Below are 16387 nucleotides of genomic sequence, written 5' to 3' on the forward strand. Positions count from 1 at the left end.
CGCCTTTCGCGCCGGAGCGGCCCGTGCGAGACTGCCCCCTGTTGCTGAAGTGAACGGTGGGCCAGGGGGCGAGGGGCGTATGAGCAAGCGGCAGACGCGGAAGATGCTGCGGTCGATGGCGAGTGGACAGCCGGTGGAGGTGACCAGCCCCACTGCATCTGTGAAGAAGCTGGCCCGACTCGCCGCCGTCGCCCAGCAGTTCGGCTACGAATTCGCCGACGTCCTCTACAGCGCGTCGAACTTCAACCAGTTGAAGATCGTGATCGTGCCCGACCCCGCCCCGCAGGCGCAGGCCCGCGCCGCCCAGAACTGGGCGCAGTACCCCAACGCCGCCGACGGGACGTCCTTGCCGCCGGTCGACCCGGCCGTCGTCGAACTCCTCAAGGCCCGTATCGACGTCACCGCCAGGGTCGCCGAGAAGTCGATCGGTTATCGCGTGGTCGCCGGCTCCGTCGCCTGCGTCATCCTGGCCTACCGCTTCGGCGGTACCTCGGACGACTTCGTCGTCGCGGGCGGCATCTGGGTATTCCTGATGGCCTGCCTCGGCGTCTACTACGTCGTCTCCCGCAAGCGCACCGCCAAGTACGAAGCGACGCTCCAGGCCGCCGGCTTCATGCCCGTGGCGGACGAGACGGGCCGCGTGCGCTACCTGCCGCCGGGCGCCGGGATGCCGTACGGCCAGCCCGGCCCGTACGGCGCGCAGCCGCAGGGCGCCCCGGGCTACCCGCAGCAGCAGCCCCAGCAGCACCCCCAGGCGTACGGCGGGCCCTTCCCGCAGCAGCAGCCCGCCCCCGCCTACGCCCCGCCCGCCCAGCAGCCGCCCGCGTACGGCCGGCCCGGCCCGTACGGCCAGCAGCCCCCCGCATACGGCCAGCCCGGTCCGTACGGCGTCCCGCCGCAGCAGGCGCCCGGACCCTACGGCGGGCCCCCGCAGCACTGAGGCTCACCGCGCCGCCGGTGACCGGTGACGGACTTCTCTCACCCCGCCCCCGGCGAGGGTGAGAGCAACGTTCCCTGCCGGTCACCGCGTGCCACAGACAGGAAACGCTCCCTCCCTACCTTCGGGACCATCCCTCGCGGCACCGCCGCGCCCCGGAGAGCAGTGGAGGCCCCATGACAGCCCGCGGCCGTTGGATCCAGCAGTGGGACCCGGAGGACGAGACCTTCTGGAACCGCACCGGAGAGCGGATCGCCCGCCGCAATCTCCTCTTCTCCGTCCTCTCCGAGCACATCGGTTTCTCCGTCTGGACCATGTGGTCCGTGCTGGTGCTCTTCATGGGCCCCGAGTACGGGCTGACGCCCGCCGACAAGTTCCTGCTGACGTCGCTGGTGACGCTGGTCGGCGCCGTCGTCCGGGTCCCGTACACCTTCGCCGTCGCGGTGTTCGGCGGGCGGAACTGGACGATCATCTCCGCGGGGCTGCTGCTCGTGCCGACGACCGCCGCGTTCGCGGTGATGGAGCCGGGGACCTCCTTCTCCACGTTCTTGCTGGTCGGCCTGCTCGCCGGCATCGGCGGCGGCAACTTCGCCTCCTCCATGACCAACATCAACGCCTTCTTCCCGCTGCGGAAGAAGGGCTGGGCGCTCGGACTGAACGCCGGCGGGGGCAACATCGGCGTCCCCGTCATCCAGCTCGTCGCGCTCGCGATCATCGGCGCGAGCGGGGGGCCGCGGGTGCTGCTCGGCCTGTACATCCCTCTGATCGTCGTCGCCGCCGTGTTCGCCGCGCTCCACATGGACAACCTGGCCTCGGTGAGGAACGACACCGGAGCCGCCAAGGACGCGGCGCGCGACCCTCACACCTGGATCATGTCGTTCCTCTACATCGGCACGTTCGGCTCGTTCATCGGCTACAGCTTCGCCTTCGGGCAGGTGCTGCAGAACCAGTTCGACCGCACCCCGCTGGAGGCCGCGTACGTCACCTTCATCGGGCCGCTGCTGGGCTCGCTGATCCGGCCGGTGGGCGGCTGGCTCGCCGACCGCTACGGCGGCGCGCGCATCACCCTGTGGAACTTCGTCGCCATGGGCGCCGCGACCGCCGTGCTGATCGCCGCCTCCATGCGGCAGTCGCTGGTGCTGTTCACCGTCGCCTTCGTGGGGCTGTTCGTGCTGACCGGCCTCGGCAACGGGTCGACGTACAAGATGATCCCCGGCATCTTCCAGGCCAAGGCGCGGGCGCTGGGGCTCGAAGGGGAGGCGGCGGCCGCGTACGGACGGCGGCTGTCCGGGGCGTCGATGGGGCTGATCGGCGCGGTGGGCGCGCTCGGCGGTGTCGGCATCAACCTGGCCTTCCGCCAGTCCTTCCTCTCCTACGGCTCCGGCACCGGCGCGTTCGTGGCGTTCCTCGCCTGCTACGCGGTCTGTTTCGCGGTCACGTGGGCGGTATACCTTCGCCGGCCCGCCGCCCGGCCGGCCGGGACGGACACCGCTCCGCGGGAGAAGCCGCAGCTCAGCTACGCCGAGGTCTGACGGACGGTGACGTAACACTGGTGACATGAAGCCGAACCGAGCCTGTCATGGATCATTGACAGGCTCGCTCGGCACGGACGTGGAGCCGCACCTCCGTGCAGGACGCCGACTCGAGCCGGGACGAGAGTGATGTACGACGAACGAGAGCAGTCTCCGGAGCACGGGCCCCTCGCCGGGTTCACCGTGGGCGTGACCGCGGCGCGCCGGGCCGACGAGCTGGGCGCGCTGCTGGAGCGGCGCGGCGCGGCGGTGCTGCACGCTCCGGCGCTGCGGATCGTGCCGCTCTCCGACGACAGCGAACTGCTGGCCGCGACCAAGGAGATCATCGGGCGGGCCCCGGACATCGCGGTCGCCACCACCGCGATCGGGTTCCGCGGCTGGGTGGAGGCCGCCGACGGCTGGGGGCTCGGCGAGGACCTGCTGGAGCGGCTGCGCGGGGTGCGGATCCTGGCGCGCGGGCCCAAGGTGAAGGGCGCGATCCGGGCGGCGGGGCTGACCGAGGAGTGGTCGCCGGCGTCGGAGTCGATGGCGGAGGTGCTGGACCGGCTCCTCGAGGAGGGCGTCGACGGGCTGCGCATCGCCGTCCAGCTGCACGGCGAGCCGCTGCCCGGGTTCGTGGAGTCGCTGCGGGCCGGGGGAGCGGAGGTGGTGGGCGTGCCGGTCTACCGGTGGCTGCCGCCGGAGGACATCGGCCCGGTGGACCGCCTGATCGACGCGGTCGTCGCCCGCACGCTGGACGCGGTCACCTTCACCAGCGCGCCCGCCGCCGCGTCGCTGCTGTCCCGCGCCGAGGAGCGCGGCCTGGCGGACGACCTGCTGGCCGCGCTCGGCCACGACGTGCTGCCCGCCTGCGTCGGCCCGGTCACCGCGCTGCCGCTCCAGGCGCGGGGCGTCGACACGGTGCAGCCCGAACGCTTCCGGCTGGGCCCGCTGGTCCAGCTCCTCTGCCGTGAACTCCCCGCGCGTGCACGCACGTTGCCGGTCGCCGGGCACCGGGTCGAGATCCGGGGCCACGCGGTCCTGGTCGACGGCGAGCTGCGGCCCGTGCCGCCCGCCGGGATGTCCCTGCTGCGGGCGCTGTCCCGCAGGCCCGGCTGGGTCGTCTCCCGCGCGGAGCTGCTGCGCGCCCTGCCCGGGGCGGGCCGCGACGAACACGCGGTGGAGACGGCGATGGCCCGTCTGCGCACGGCCCTGGGCGCCCCCAAGCTGATCCAGACGGTCGTCAAGCGCGGCTACCGCCTCGCCCTCGACCCGGCGGCGGACACCAAGTACGACGCGGCGGTCTGACCCGGCGGCGTCGGGGCTCGGCACCACCCGGCGACGCGCGGGTCCTCACACCGCTCAACTCCCCCGGCCGCACGGCGGAGCCGAAAGCCCGCGGCAGGAGGGGTTCCGGGGTTCGGGACGGGCGGGCACTGTGGAGGGAGCACGGTTTCCCGGTTCGCGCACGGCCCCCCACGCGCGCGGGGCCCACCTAGGCGGTGGCAGGACATGGCACTGGGCACGGTCACGGCGTCCTACGAGCTGAGGTTCGACACCGGGCGGGTCTGCCTGGATCTGCTCGCGACCACCCATCCGGGGGAACGGCTGGGCTCCGTCGACGCGCTGCGGGCCTGGATCACCGGCGCCGGACTCGTCCCCGAGGGCACACCGCTCGCCCACGCCGACCCGTCCTGGCTGGACGCCTTCCGCGAACTGCGCGCCTACCTCGTCCCGTTGGTGCGGGCGCCCGGTTCCCCGTCCCAGGGCCCGGCGCTCTCCCGGGTCAACGACCTGGCCCGTTCCGCGCCCCCGGCGCCCCGCGCGGTGCCCGGCGCGGACGGGACGCTGGTGCGCCGGCTCGACGGCCCGCCCGGCCGGGACGCGCTGATCGGCGCGGTGGCCCGGGACGCGGTGGACCTGCTGACCGACCCGGCCGCCCGCGCGAGCCTGCGCCAGTGCGAGGGCGACAACTGCCCCATCGTGTACGTCGACGCCTCGCGGGGACGCAGAAGGCGCTGGTGCTCCAGCGAGATCTGCGGCAACCGGGAACGCGTGGCCCGCCACCGCCGCCGTACGGCAGCCCTCACCCGCGCGTGAACAGCGGCCGGCCCCCCGCGCCCGATTGAACTCCCTTATCCCCTTCGCGGTTTTCGCGCCCCGAGGTTCCCGAAAATCGGTCAAGTGATCTCCGTCACGCCTCCGTTGGGCCCTGGCGGGCGAGCGTCGGAGCCCTGTCGTCCGTCGTGTGTCGGAAATGTGAAGGGGAAGCGGGGGGAATGTGCGCTCATGTCCCGGTCGTCGAAACGTCACCGAGAAAACTGCCGTCTCTCTTTGAACGCCCAACGCCCCGCGTGCGTACCGGTTGTCGAGCGACCGACTGGGGGATCCCCCGGACACCGGAGGTGGGCGTGCGCAAGGATGCGGCCGTGGCCAATGAACGTGGAACGAGGGCCCGACATCGCATGTCTTCACAGCCCTCGGAACCTGACGAGGAGCTGATGCGTGCGCTGTACCGCGAGCACGCAGGACCCCTGCTGGCGTACGTCCTCAGGCTGGTCGCCGGAGACCGGCAGCGCGCCGAGGACGTCGTCCAGGAAACGCTCATCCGTGCCTGGAAGAACGCCGGTCAGCTCAATCGGGCGACCGGTTCGGTACGCCCCTGGCTGGTGACGGTCGCCCGGCGCATCGTCATCGACGGCCACCGCAGCCGGCAGGCCCGGCCGCAGGAGGTCGATCCGTCGCCGCTGGAGGTCATCCCCGCGGAGGACGAGATCGACAAGGCGCTGTGGCTGATGACGCTGTCGGACGCACTCGACGACCTGACCCCGGCACACCGGGAGGTCCTCGTCGAGACCTACTTCAAGGGGCGTACCGTCAATGAGGCGGCCCAGACACTCGGCATACCGAGCGGCACCGTACGCTCCCGGGTGTTCTACGCCCTGCGGTCGATGAAGCTGGCTCTGGAGGAGCGGGGGGTGACGGCGTGATGAGTGTGTACGGGGGAAACCAGGGATTCGGCACGGGCGGGACGGGTATGTCTGGTGCCATGGAGGGATCACCGGTGCCGAACGAACACGAGACCGTCGGTGCCTACGCCCTCGGCATCCTCGACGACGCCGAAGCCAGCGCGTTCGAGGCGCATCTGGCGACCTGCGAGTGGTGCGCCCAGCAGCTCGACGAACTCGCCGGCATGGAACCGATGCTGGCCGCGCTCGCGGACCTGCCCGACGCCGCCGGATCGCCCGCCATCGGCGAGTCGCTGTCCGCGAAGCCGTCGCCGCGCGTGGTGGAGAAGCTCGTCGACGAGGTGGCCGAGCGCAGGGCGCGCAAGCGCCGCCGGAACTTCTACATGGTCGCCGCGGCCGGCGCGCTGATCGTCAGCGGCCCGTTCGTGGCCGTCGCCGCGAGCGGCGGGGACGGCGGCGGCAGCGGCGGTGGCAACACCGGACGCACGCTCGCGGCCAACCCGGTGAAGGACGCCTTCGACAAGAGCTCCGAGAAGATCACCGCGACGGACCCCTCCACCGGGGTGACCGCCACCGTCGCCCTGGAGGACAAGCTCTGGGGCACCGAGATCGTCACCGAGCTGAAGAACGTCAAGGGCGAACAGAAGTGCTCGCTGATCGCCGTCGGCAAGAACGGCGAGCGCGAGACGGTGAACTCCTGGGCGGTCACCGGCGAGGGCTACGGACTGCCCGACGCCGCGACCGACAAGGGCAAGCAGCCGCTGTACGTCCAGGGCGGCGCCGCGTTCGAGCGCAACCAGATCGACCACTTCCTGGTCGCGACCTTCGACGGCAAGACGCTCGTGGAGGTCGACGCGTAGCCTCACGGGGCCCCCTTCGCGTACGGTTGACGGCTGCCCAGCACGTCAGAAGGGGGCCCGGTGGCCGCTCAGGCTCAACAGGAATCCGCGGTCGTCCCGGTTCACGACTCCGTTCGCGACCGGGAGATCCGCCTGGAACAGGAACACCTGGACCGGGTGTACCGGCGCCTCGAGGAGAAGATCTCCGAGGCCGAGTTCCTCATGCGCGACGCCGCCCAGCGCGGCCACGTCGGCACGCCCGGCGCCCTCGCCGAGCGGGACGCCCAGGTCTTCCGGGCCGGCATCCACCTCAACCGGCTGCACAACGAGTACGAGGACTTCCTCTTCGGCCGGATCGACCTGCTGCTCGGCAAGGACGGCAAGAAGGGCCCGGACGGCGCGTACACCGCCGTCGAGCCCGCCGAGGGCGCCGTCCGCCCCGACAACACCGCCGACATCGCCGAGACGCTGCACATCGGCCGCATCGGCGTCCTCGACGAGGACTACGCCCCGCTGGTCATCGACTGGCGGGCGCCCGCCGCGGCCCCCTTCTACCGCTCCACCCCGGTCGACCCCGGCCGGGTCGTGCGGCGCCGGGTGATCCGCTCCAAGGGGCGCCGCGTGCAGAGCGTCGAGGACGACCTGATGCGCCCCGAGCTGAAGGCCACCCTCGACGGCCGCGAGCTGGCCGTGATCGGCGACGGCGCCCTGATGGCCGCGCTCGGCCAGGCCCGTACGCACACCATGCGGGACATCGTCGCGTCGATCCAGGCCGAGCAGGACCTGGTGATCCGCGCGCCCGCCGCCTCCGTCACCTACGTCGAGGGCGGTCCTGGCACCGGCAAGACCGCCGTCGCCCTGCACCGCGCCGCCTACCTGCTCTACCAGGACCGGCGCCGGTACGCGGGCGGCATCCTGATCGTCTCCCCGACCCCGCTGCTGGTCGCCTACACCGAGGGCGTGCTGCCGTCCCTCGGCGAGGAGGGCCAGGTCGCCATCCGCGCCATCGGCTCCCTCGTCGACGGCGCCGAGGCCACCGTGTACGACTCCCCGGCCGTGGCCCGGACCAAGGGCTCGTACCGCATGCTCAAGGTGCTGCGGAAGGCCGCGCGCGGCGCCCTGGAGCTGAACGACTCCCCGCAGCGGCTGCGGGTCGTCGCCTTCGGCCGGCGTCTGGAGCTGGAGGCGGAGGAGCTGGCGGGCATCCGCCGCACCGCGCTCGGCGGGACCGCCCCCGTCAACCTGCTGCGCCCCCGCGCCCGCAAGCTGCTCCTGGACGCCCTGTGGGAGCGCTCCGGCGCGGGGAACCGGCACACCGACCCCGAGCTCGCCGCCGAGCTGCGCTCCTCCTTCGACGAGGACGTCACCTCCGAGGACGATTTCACCGCCTTCCTCGACGCCTGGTGGCCGGAACTCACCCCGGCCGCCGTCCTGGACGCCATGGCCGACGAGCGGCGCCTCGGCCGCTGGGCCCGGCGCGTCCTCAACCCGGGGGAGGTGCGCAAGCTGGCGCGCGCCCTCCAGCGGGACGGGCGCTCCGTGCACGACATCGCGATGCTGGACGAACTCCAGGCGATCCTGGGCGCCCCCGCCCGGCCCCGGAAGAAGCGCGAGATCGACCCGCTGGACCAGCTCACCGGCCTGGAGGAGCTGATGCCGGTGCGCGAGGAGACGCAGCGCGAGCGTGCCGAGCGGCTCGCCCAGGAGCGCGTCGAGTACGCGCACGTCATCGTCGACGAGGCGCAGGACCTCACGCCGATGCAGTGGCGCATGGTCGGCCGCCGCGGCCGCCACGCCACCTGGACGATCGTCGGCGACCCGGCCCAGTCCTCCTGGTCCGACCCCGACGAGGCCGCCCAGGCCCGTGACGAGGCCCTCGGCACCCGCCCGCGCCGCCGCTTCGAGCTGACCGTGAACTACCGCAACCCGGCCGAGATCGCCGAGCTGGCGTCGAAGGTCCTCGCCCTCGCCATGCCCGGCTCCGAGTCGCCGCGCGCGGTGCGCTCCACCGGCGTCGAGCCGCGCTTCGCCGTGGTCCGGGAAGCGCTGGGCGACACCGTGCGCGCCGAGGCCGCGCGGCTGCTGGAGCGGGTGGACGGCACGGTCGGCGTGGTCGTCGCCATGCGGCGGCGCGAGGAGGCGCGGCGCTGGCTCGACGGGCTAGGAGACCGGGTGGTGGCGCTCGGCAGCCTGGAGGCCAAGGGCCTGGAGTACGACGCGACGGTGGTCGTCTCGCCCGCGGAGATCGCCGACGAGTCCCCGGCCGGCCTGCGGGTCCTCTACGTGGCCCTGACGCGTGCGACGCAGCAGCTCACCGTGGTGTCCGCGGAGCGCGACGAACCGGACGCCGAGGGGGTCCCCGACCTGCTGCGGGACTGAGCCGGCGGCGGCGTCGGGGGGCCGGGGGAAATATCCCCCGGTCATGGGAATGGCCCCGGGCGATCCGTTTGTTAGCCTGGACGTGGCACCGGCCCGATCCAAGCCCCCGGGCCCAACCTTAGTCGCTTCGAGCGACCACTTGCCGCGAGGCGAGCATGGCGGGTCGGTGTCATGAACGTTCGAGAGGCCCTCGTCACGAGATGTGACGGGGGCCTCTTTTGCTGCCCGCGCGTCTCTCGTATGGTGGAACTCGTTTTCCGGCTGGCGACAGCCGGCGATGAACAAAACGTCCGCAATCCGAGGCGGCTACCACGTACTCAGCGGTAGGTGCGACGATCGGACGGCACGATTCGCGACACGGTTGAAAAGCAGAGGAACGGCCATGGCAACGGCGCCCAGCGTCTCCTACTCGATGACCATCCGGCTGGAGGTGCCCGCGGGAGGAACCGCGGTGTCCCAGCTCACCGGGGCCGTCGAGTCCCACGGAGGCCTGGTGACCGGCCTCGACGTGACCGCGTCGGGCCACGAGCGGCTCCGGATCGACGTCACCATCGCGGCCACCTCCACCGCCCACGCCGAAGAGATCGTCGAACAGCTGCGCCACATCGAGGGCGTCACCCTCGGCAAGGTCTCCGACCGTACGTTCCTCATGCACCTCGGCGGCAAGATCGAGATGGCGTCGAAGCACCCCATCCGCACCCGTGACGACCTGTCCATGGTCTACACGCCCGGCGTGGCCCGGGTCTGCATGGCGATCGCCGAGAACCCCGAGGACGCCCGCCGCCTCACCATCAAGCGCAACTCCGTTGCGGTCGTGACGGACGGCTCCGCCGTGCTGGGCCTGGGCAACATCGGCCCGAAGGCCGCCCTGCCGGTGATGGAGGGCAAGGCCGCCCTCTTCAAGCGGTTCGCCGGCATCGACGCCTGGCCGCTGTGCCTGGACACCCAGGACACCGACGCGATCGTGGAGATCGTCAAGGCGATCGCCCCCGGCTTCGCCGGCATCAACCTCGAGGACATCTCCGCGCCCCGCTGCTTCGAGATCGAGGCCCGGCTGCGCGAGGCCCTCGACATCCCCGTCTTCCACGACGACCAGCACGGCACCGCCATCGTGGTGCTCGCCGCCCTGACCAACGCCCTGCGGGTCACCGGCAAGTCCATCGAGAGCATCCGGGTCGTCATGTCCGGCGCCGGCGCGGCCGGCACCGCCATCCTCAAGCTGCTGCTGGCCGCCGGTGTGAAGAACGCCGTGGTGGCCGACATCCACGGCGTGGTGCACGCCGGACGCGAGGACCTGGTCGGCGCCGCCCCCGGCACGGCCCTGAGGTGGATCGCCGACAACACCAACCCGGAGAACCTCACCGGCACGCTGAAGGAGGCCGTGCGCGGCGCGGACGTCTTCATCGGCGTCTCCGCCCCCAACGTGCTGGGCGCCGAGGACGTCTCCGCGATGGCCGAGGGCGCGATCGTGTTCGCGCTCGCGAACCCCGACCCCGAGGTGGACCCGGCGATCGCGCGCCAGACGGCGGCGGTTGTCGCCACCGGCCGCTCGGACTTCCCCAATCAGATCAACAACGTGCTGGTCTTCCCGGGCGTCTTCCGCGGCCTGCTGGACGCCCAGTCCCGCACCGTCAACACCGAGATGATGCTGGCCGCCGCGCAGGCCCTGGCCGACGTCGTCACCGAGGACGAGCTGAACCCGAACTACATCATCCCCAGCGTCTTCAACGAGAAGGTCGCGGGCGCGGTCGCCGACGCCGTCCGGGACGCCGCCAAGGCCGCCGGCGCGTGACGCCCGCGCGGGTGTGAGCGGCAGGATCCGGGGCAGTCCGCACGCTGTGAGGATCGCCACGGGGTTGGAAACGGCGCGTCGCGGAACCCGTAGTCCCGGCGGCCCTCTAGGGTGGGCGGCCGGGCCTGGGCTCCGGCCCCTGCTGTCCGCTGCCGGAAGCGGACGGAGCGTCACCGCTCGGAGGCCGTGGCGCTCTTCGTGTGACTCCCTCGGGTGTTCTCACGACTCCTGCGGGTGCCGGATTGGCATTACCGCCGCAGGTAGAGGCAGGATGCGTCCCTGGGCGCGAGGGTCCGACGAAGGACCCGGGTCCGGGGACTCACCGAGGAACCTGGCAGCATCGGCTTTCGCCGTGCCCGACATGCGGCTCCGCCGCGTGGCACGCCTCAACGGCAAGAAGAACACGGGAGTAACAACATGAACCGCAGTGAGCTGGTGGCCGCGCTGGCCGACCGCGCCGAGGTGACCCGCAAGGACGCCGACGCCGTGCTGGCCGCGTTCGCCGACGTCGTCGGCGACATCGTCTCCAAGGGCGACGAGAAGGTCACCATCCCCGGCTTCCTGACCTTCGAGCGCACCCACCGCGCTGCGCGCACCGCGCGCAACCCGCAGACCGGTGAGCCGATCCAGATCCCCGCGGGCTACAGCGTGAAGGTGTCGGCGGGCTCGAAGCTCAAGGAAGCGGCCAAGGGTAAGTAAGGCGCCCTGCGGGCGCCTCACGCCTGAGCGGTTCAGCGCCGTTCGGCCGGGTGCCCCTCGCCTGTCTGCCGGCCCGTTGTGGCTGGTCGCGCAGTTCCCCGCGCCCCTCGCAGGGGCGTCGCAGTGAACGCCGATGGGGCGGTCACCCTTCAAGGGTGACCGCCCCATCGGCGTTCGTGTGCCCGGGGTCAGCCGAGGGCCTTGCCCGGGAGTTCCACCTTCGCGCCCAGCTCGGAGAGCTTCTCCATGAAGTTCTCGTAGCCGCGGTTGATCAGGCCGATGCCGTGGACGCGGGACGTGCCCTGGGCCGCGAGGGCCGCGATCAGGTACGAGAAGCCGCCGCGCAGGTCGGGGATCTCGAGGTCCGCGCCCTGGAGCTTCGTCGGGCCGGAGACGACCGCCGAGTGCAGGAAGTTGCGCTGGCCGAAGCGGCAGTCGGAGCCGCCCAGGCACTCGCGGTAGAGCTGAATGTGGGCGCCCATCTGGTTGAGCGCGGAGGTGAAGCCCAGCCGGGACTCGTAGACCGTCTCGTGGATGATGGACAGGCCCGTGGCCTGCGTCAGGGCGACCACCAGCGGCTGCTGCCAGTCGGTCTGGAAGCCGGGGTGCACGTCCGTCTCCAGGGCGATGGACTTCAACTGCCCGCCCGGGTGCCAGAAACGGATGCCCTCGTCGTCGATCTCGAAGGCGCCGCCGACCTTCCGGTAGGTGTTGAGGAACGTCATCATCGAGCGCTGCTGGGCGCCGTGGACGTAGATGTTGCCCTCGGTGGCGAGCGCCGCGGACGCCCAGGAGGCGGCCTCCAGACGGTCCGGCAGGGCGCGGTGGGTGTAGCCGCCGAGCTTGTCCACACCGGTGATGCGGATCGTCCGGTCGGTGTCCATCGCGATGATGGCGCCCATCTTCTGCAGGACGCAGATCAGGTCCTCGATCTCCGGCTCCACCGCCGCGTTCGACAGCTCGGTGACGCCCTCCGCGAGGACCGCCGTGAGCAGCACCTGCTCGGTGGCGCCGACGGACGGGTACGGCAGGGCGATCTTGGTGCCGCGCAGCCGCTGCGGGGCCTCCAGGTACTGGCCGTCCGCCCGCTTCTCGATCCGCGCGCCGAACTGCCGCAGCACGTCGAAGTGGAAGTCGATGGGGCGTCCGCCGATGTCGCAGCCGCCGAGGCCCGGGATGAACGCGTGCCCGAGACGGTGCAGCAGCGGGCCGCAGAACAGGATCGGGATCCGCGAGGAACCGGCGTGGGCATCGATGTCAGCGACGTTGGCGCTCTCCACGTAGGTGGGGTCGAGCACCAGTTCGCCGGGCTCGTCGCCCGGACGGACCGTCACGCCGTGCAGCTGCAGCAGACCCCGGACGACCCGGACGTCACGGATGTCCGGAACGTTGCGCAGCCGGCTCGGTGCGCTGCCCAGCAGCGCGGCGACCATGGCCTTCGGTACGAGGTTCTTCGCACCGCGGACCCGGATCTCGCCCTCCAGCGGGGTTCCGCCGTGGACAAGCAGTACGTCATCGACGTCGTTGACGGTCATGAATCTCGCGTTCCGTGGAGTGGGGCAGAGGGTCAGAAGGAAAAGGGTAATCGCCCTCCACCCCCCTTCTGTAAGCCCGAGGAGGCCCTGGGAACGTCATGGCTCTGTCACAACACGAACGGTTCCGCGGCGGCCACGCGGGGTCACCGTGTCCGGGCGCGCGCCGGGCGCGCTCCCGGCCGCCCGTCCGCACCCCTTCACCTCGGCCGGACGACGCCCGACCAGGAAGCTCTCGCGCGCGGCGGCGGTCTTCACTCCGTCACCCGCATTGCCTCCCCGCGCGCGGGGAAGATGCGGGATCATGTCTGGCATGACCGAGGTGTCCTCGCTCACAGGGCGGCTGCTCGTGGCCACTCCCGCTCTGGCGGACCCGAACTTCGACCGCGCGGTGGTGCTCCTTCTCGACCACGACGAGGAGGGCTCCCTCGGTGTCGTCCTCAACCGGCCGACCCCGGTGGACGTGGGAGACATCCTGGAGGGCTGGGCGGACCTGGCCGGCGAACCCGGCGTGGTGTTCCAGGGCGGTCCGGTGTCGCTGGACTCGGCCCTCGGTGTCGCCGTCGTCCCGGGCGGCGCGGCGGGGGAGGAGCCGCCGCTCGGCTGGCGCCGGGTGCACGGCGCGATCGGCCTGGTCGACCTGGAGGCCCCGCCGGAACTGCTCGCCTCCGTCCTCGGCTCGCTGCGGATCTTCGCCGGCTACGCGGGCTGGGGCCCCGGCCAGCTGGAGGACGAGCTGGTCGACGGCGCCTGGTACGTGGTGGAGTCCGAGCCCGGTGACGTGTCCTGTCCGTCACCCGAGCGGCTCTGGCGCGAGGTGCTCCGCCGGCAGCGCAACGAGCTGGCGATGGTCGCCACGTATCCGGACGACCCTTCGCTCAACTGACCGGGGCGGGCTTCAGTACCCTTGGCTGTTATGAGCACTCTTGAGCCCGAGCGCGGGACTGGTACGGGGACCCTGGTCGAGCCGACGCCGCAGACCTCCCACGGCGACGGCGACCACGAGCGCTTCGCCCACTACGTCCAGAAGGACAAGATCATGGCGAGTGCCCTCGACGGCACTCCCGTCGTGGCGCTGTGCGGCAAGGTGTGGGTGCCCGGCCGCGACCCGAAGAAGTACCCGGTGTGCCCCATGTGCAAGGAAATCTACGAGTCCATGAGTGAAGGCGGCGACGACAAGGGCAAGGGCAAGGGCGACAAGTAGTCCCCTCGGTGGTCCCCTCCCTTCCCTGACGCCGGCCCGAGTCCTCCGAGGCCCCCGCCGGGCGCGCTTTGCGTGCCCGCGGGGGCCTTTGTGCTGCTTGCCCGTTGCACAGGGTGCGTCGGGCGGTCACAGAGTGGTTGAGACCTCTTGTGGCGTGGTTCACCCAGTCCTTAGCCTCCGGTGTGTTGTGCACAGCGAAACCGCCATTGCATATGTTGCAACGCGCTCGGAGGAGCACTCCATGAAGCTGTCCGTCCGCATGGTCGCCGTCGCGGCCGTCCTCGCCACCGCCGCCTGCGCCCCTCAGACCTCCGGCAACTCCTCCTCCGACAAGGACGAGAAGACCGGCACCCTGCGCGTCTGGCTCTTCCAGGAGGTCAACAACCAGCCCAAGGAACAGGTCGTCGACTCCGTCCTCGCCGCGTTCGAGAAGGAGCACGAGGGCGCCGAGGTCACCGTCGAGTACATCCCCGTCGAGACCCGCGCCCAACGCATCAAGGCCGCCTTCAACGATCCGAAGTCCGCGCCGGACCTCGTCGAATACGGCAACACCGACACCGCCGGCTATGTGAAGGACGGCGGACTCGCCGACGTCACCGAGGACTTCGGCGCCTGGGACGAGGCCAAGGACACCGACCCCACCGCCCGCCAGTCCGTCACCGTCGGCGGCAAGGTCTACGGCGTCCCCTACTTCGTCGGCGTCCGCGCCCTGTACTACCGCACCGACGTCTTCGAGGAACTCGGCCTCGACGTCCCGAAGACGCAGGCCGAACTGATCGCCACGGCGAAGGAGATCCGCGCCGCGAAGCCGGAGCTGTACGGGCTCGCCGTCGGAGGCGCCTACACCTACGGCGCGATGCCCTTCATCTGGTCCCACGGCGGCGAACTCGCCACCGGCAAGGGCGGTTCGTACGCCTCCGCGATCGACAGCGCCGCCGCGCGCAAGGGCATCGAGGCCTACACCTCGCTGTTCGGCGACGACAACTGCCCCGCCGCCAAGTGCGCCGCGATGACCGGCAACGACACGATCACCGCGTTCGCCGCGGGCAAGGCGGCCATGGCGATCGGCGGCGACTTCAGCCACGCCGCCGTCGAGGCCGGCCAGGTCAAGGGCAAGTACGCCGTCGTACCGCTGCCGGGCCTGAAGGCCGGGTCGATCGCCCCCGCCTTCGCGGGCGGCAACAACCTGGGCGTGCTGAAGTCCACCACCCACCGCACCCTCGCCGTCGACCTGATGAAGCGGCTCGCGTCCAAGGAGGCGCAGGGGGAGTTGTTCGACGCGATGGGATTCCTGCCGACGTTCTCCGACGTGCGGCAGCAGGTGGCCGCGAAGGAGGCCTTCGTGAAGCCGTTCGTCGCGACCCTGGCCGCCGACACGAAGTTCGTGCCCGCTTCGCCGGCGTGGGCGCAGATCGATGCGGGGGCGGTGCTGCCGACGATGTTCCAGGAGGTCGTGTCCGGCAAGAAGGACGTGGACTCCGCTGCGGCGGACGCCGCCAAGAAGATGAACGACGCGTTCGGGTCCGTCGGATGACGGTGCCTACGGGGACGGGGGTTCTGGAGCGTCGGCGGGCTCCTGTCCGTGGGGGGTTCTCGCGCCCACGCGGCGGCAGCCGCACATCCGGCACAGCCCCGCGCCCCCGGAGGGGGCGTTCGCGCACGCCGTGGTTGTATCTCGCGCCGGCGCTCGTCGTGCTCGGGGGGCTGCTCGCCTATCCCATCTACCAGCTCGGGCTGATCTCGGTCTTCCACTACACCCAGGCCCAGGTCAGTGGTGGGGAGCCGACGACCTTCGAGGGGTTCGGGAACTACTCCCGGCTGTTCTCGGACGGGCAGTTCTGGGAGGTGCTGCTGGCCACCGTGGTGTTCGCGGCGGCCTGCGTCGTCTCCACGCTGGCGGTGGGGTGCGCGCTCGCCGTGCTGCTCACCCGGGTGCGGGCCGTGCCGCGGCTGGCGCTGATGCTGGCCGCGCTGGGCGCCTGGGCCACGCCCGCGATCACCGGGTCCACGGTGTGGCTGTTCCTGTTCGACGCCGACTTCGGTCCCGTCAACCGGGTGCTGGGACTCGGTGACCACGCGTGGACGTACGGGCGGTTCAGCGCGTTCTTCCTGGTGCTGCTCGAAGTGGTGTGGTGCTCCTTCCCGTTCGTGATGGTCACCGTCTACGCCGGCATCCGCGCCGTGCCCGCAGAGGTGCTGGAGGCGGCCGCGCTGGACGGGGCCTCGCAGTGGCGGATCTGGCGGTCGGTGCTCGCGCCGATGCTCCGCCCGATCCTGGTCGTCGTCACCATCCAGTCGGTCATCTGGGACTTCAAGGTCTTCACGCAGATCTACGTCATGACGGGCGGCGGGGGCATCGCGGGACAGAACCTCGTGCTCAACGTGTACGCGTACCAGAAGGCGTTCGCGTCCTCGCAGTACAGCCTGGGCGCCGCCATCGGCGTGGTGATGCTGCTGATCCTGCTCGCCGTGACGCTGGTGTACCTGCGGCTGCTGCGCCGCCAGGGGGAGGAACTGTGAGCCCC

The 16387-nt window shown here is 71.5% G+C and carries 14 protein-coding genes; 13 read left to right on the top strand and 1 reads right to left on the bottom strand.

All coding sequences use genetic code 11. The features are described 5' to 3' along the window. Positions 1-79: 79 nt before the first annotated feature. The 9 genes from ACQZOG_RS04055 to ACQZOG_RS04095 all read left to right on the top strand — a co-directional run bounded on the left by ACQZOG_RS04055 (position 80) and on the right by ACQZOG_RS04095 (position 11126). A complete protein-coding gene (locus ACQZOG_RS04055) occupies positions 80-940 on the top strand; it encodes a hypothetical protein (protein ID WP_430741287.1) in 861 nt (286 codons plus the stop codon). A 173-nt stretch (positions 941-1113) separates the two neighbouring features. After that, the gene (locus tag ACQZOG_RS04060) at positions 1114-2469 is read left to right on the top strand and encodes a nitrate/nitrite transporter (protein WP_037639848.1); all 1356 of its coding nucleotides are present in this window, start codon (positions 1114-1116) and stop codon (positions 2467-2469) included. Between the two features lie 129 nt (positions 2470-2598). Beyond that, entirely contained in the window at positions 2599-3756 is a 1158-nt protein-coding gene (locus ACQZOG_RS04065; RefSeq protein ID WP_430741288.1) for a uroporphyrinogen-III synthase, read from the top strand. A 204-nt stretch (positions 3757-3960) separates the two neighbouring features. Further along, a complete protein-coding gene (locus ACQZOG_RS04070; RefSeq protein WP_033277526.1) occupies positions 3961-4548 on the top strand; it encodes a CGNR zinc finger domain-containing protein in 588 nt (195 codons plus the stop codon). Positions 4549-4853: 305 nt separating this feature from the next. Next, the gene (locus ACQZOG_RS04075) at positions 4854-5438 is read left to right on the top strand and encodes a sigma-70 family RNA polymerase sigma factor (protein WP_078492847.1); all 585 of its coding nucleotides are present in this window, start codon (positions 4854-4856) and stop codon (positions 5436-5438) included. A 74-nt stretch (positions 5439-5512) separates the two neighbouring features. Beyond that, the gene (locus tag ACQZOG_RS04080; RefSeq protein WP_382001761.1) at positions 5513-6277 is read left to right on the top strand and encodes an anti-sigma factor family protein; all 765 of its coding nucleotides are present in this window, start codon (positions 5513-5515) and stop codon (positions 6275-6277) included. Between the two features lie 60 nt (positions 6278-6337). Beyond that, complete coding sequence (locus ACQZOG_RS04085; protein ID WP_058916271.1) at positions 6338-8635, top strand: HelD family protein; 2298 nt, start codon at positions 6338-6340, stop codon at positions 8633-8635. Between the two features lie 382 nt (positions 8636-9017). Next, positions 9018-10427, top strand: a complete 1410-nt coding sequence (locus tag ACQZOG_RS04090; RefSeq protein WP_033277523.1) for an NAD-dependent malic enzyme — start codon at positions 9018-9020, stop codon at positions 10425-10427. Positions 10428-10844: 417 nt separating this feature from the next. Then, complete coding sequence (locus ACQZOG_RS04095; protein WP_003990598.1) at positions 10845-11126, top strand: HU family DNA-binding protein; 282 nt, start codon at positions 10845-10847, stop codon at positions 11124-11126. Between the two features lie 188 nt (positions 11127-11314). Here the strand turns inward: ACQZOG_RS04095 and murA are convergent, their stop codons facing one another. After that, complete coding sequence (gene murA / locus ACQZOG_RS04100; RefSeq protein ID WP_033277522.1) at positions 11315-12661, bottom strand: UDP-N-acetylglucosamine 1-carboxyvinyltransferase; 1347 nt, start codon at positions 12659-12661, stop codon at positions 11315-11317. 310 nt (positions 12662-12971) lie between these two features. Between murA and ACQZOG_RS04105 the strand changes: the two genes are divergently transcribed. The 4 genes from ACQZOG_RS04105 to ACQZOG_RS04120 all read left to right on the top strand — a co-directional run bounded on the left by ACQZOG_RS04105 (position 12972) and on the right by ACQZOG_RS04120 (position 16382). Beyond that, a complete protein-coding gene (locus tag ACQZOG_RS04105) occupies positions 12972-13544 on the top strand; it encodes a YqgE/AlgH family protein (protein WP_033277521.1) in 573 nt (190 codons plus the stop codon). Positions 13545-13574: 30 nt separating this feature from the next. Then, complete coding sequence (locus ACQZOG_RS04110) at positions 13575-13862, top strand: DUF3039 domain-containing protein (protein WP_033277520.1); 288 nt, start codon at positions 13575-13577, stop codon at positions 13860-13862. Positions 13863-14103: 241 nt separating this feature from the next. Further along, positions 14104-15396: an extracellular solute-binding protein gene (locus ACQZOG_RS04115; RefSeq protein ID WP_033277519.1), complete on the top strand. Its 1293-nt coding sequence runs from the start codon at positions 14104-14106 to the stop codon at positions 15394-15396. Then, on the top strand, positions 15393-16382 hold the full coding sequence (locus ACQZOG_RS04120; protein WP_391605271.1) for a carbohydrate ABC transporter permease: 990 nt from the start codon (positions 15393-15395) through the stop codon (positions 16380-16382). Before ACQZOG_RS04115 ends, ACQZOG_RS04120 begins: the two co-directional genes overlap by 4 nt. The last annotated feature ends 5 nt before the right edge of the window (positions 16383-16387 follow it).

It is taken from the genome of Streptomyces sp. P13-3-3 (genome assembly GCF_050571355.1).
Lineage (GTDB): Bacteria > Actinomycetota > Actinomycetes > Streptomycetales > Streptomycetaceae > Streptomyces > Streptomyces althioticus.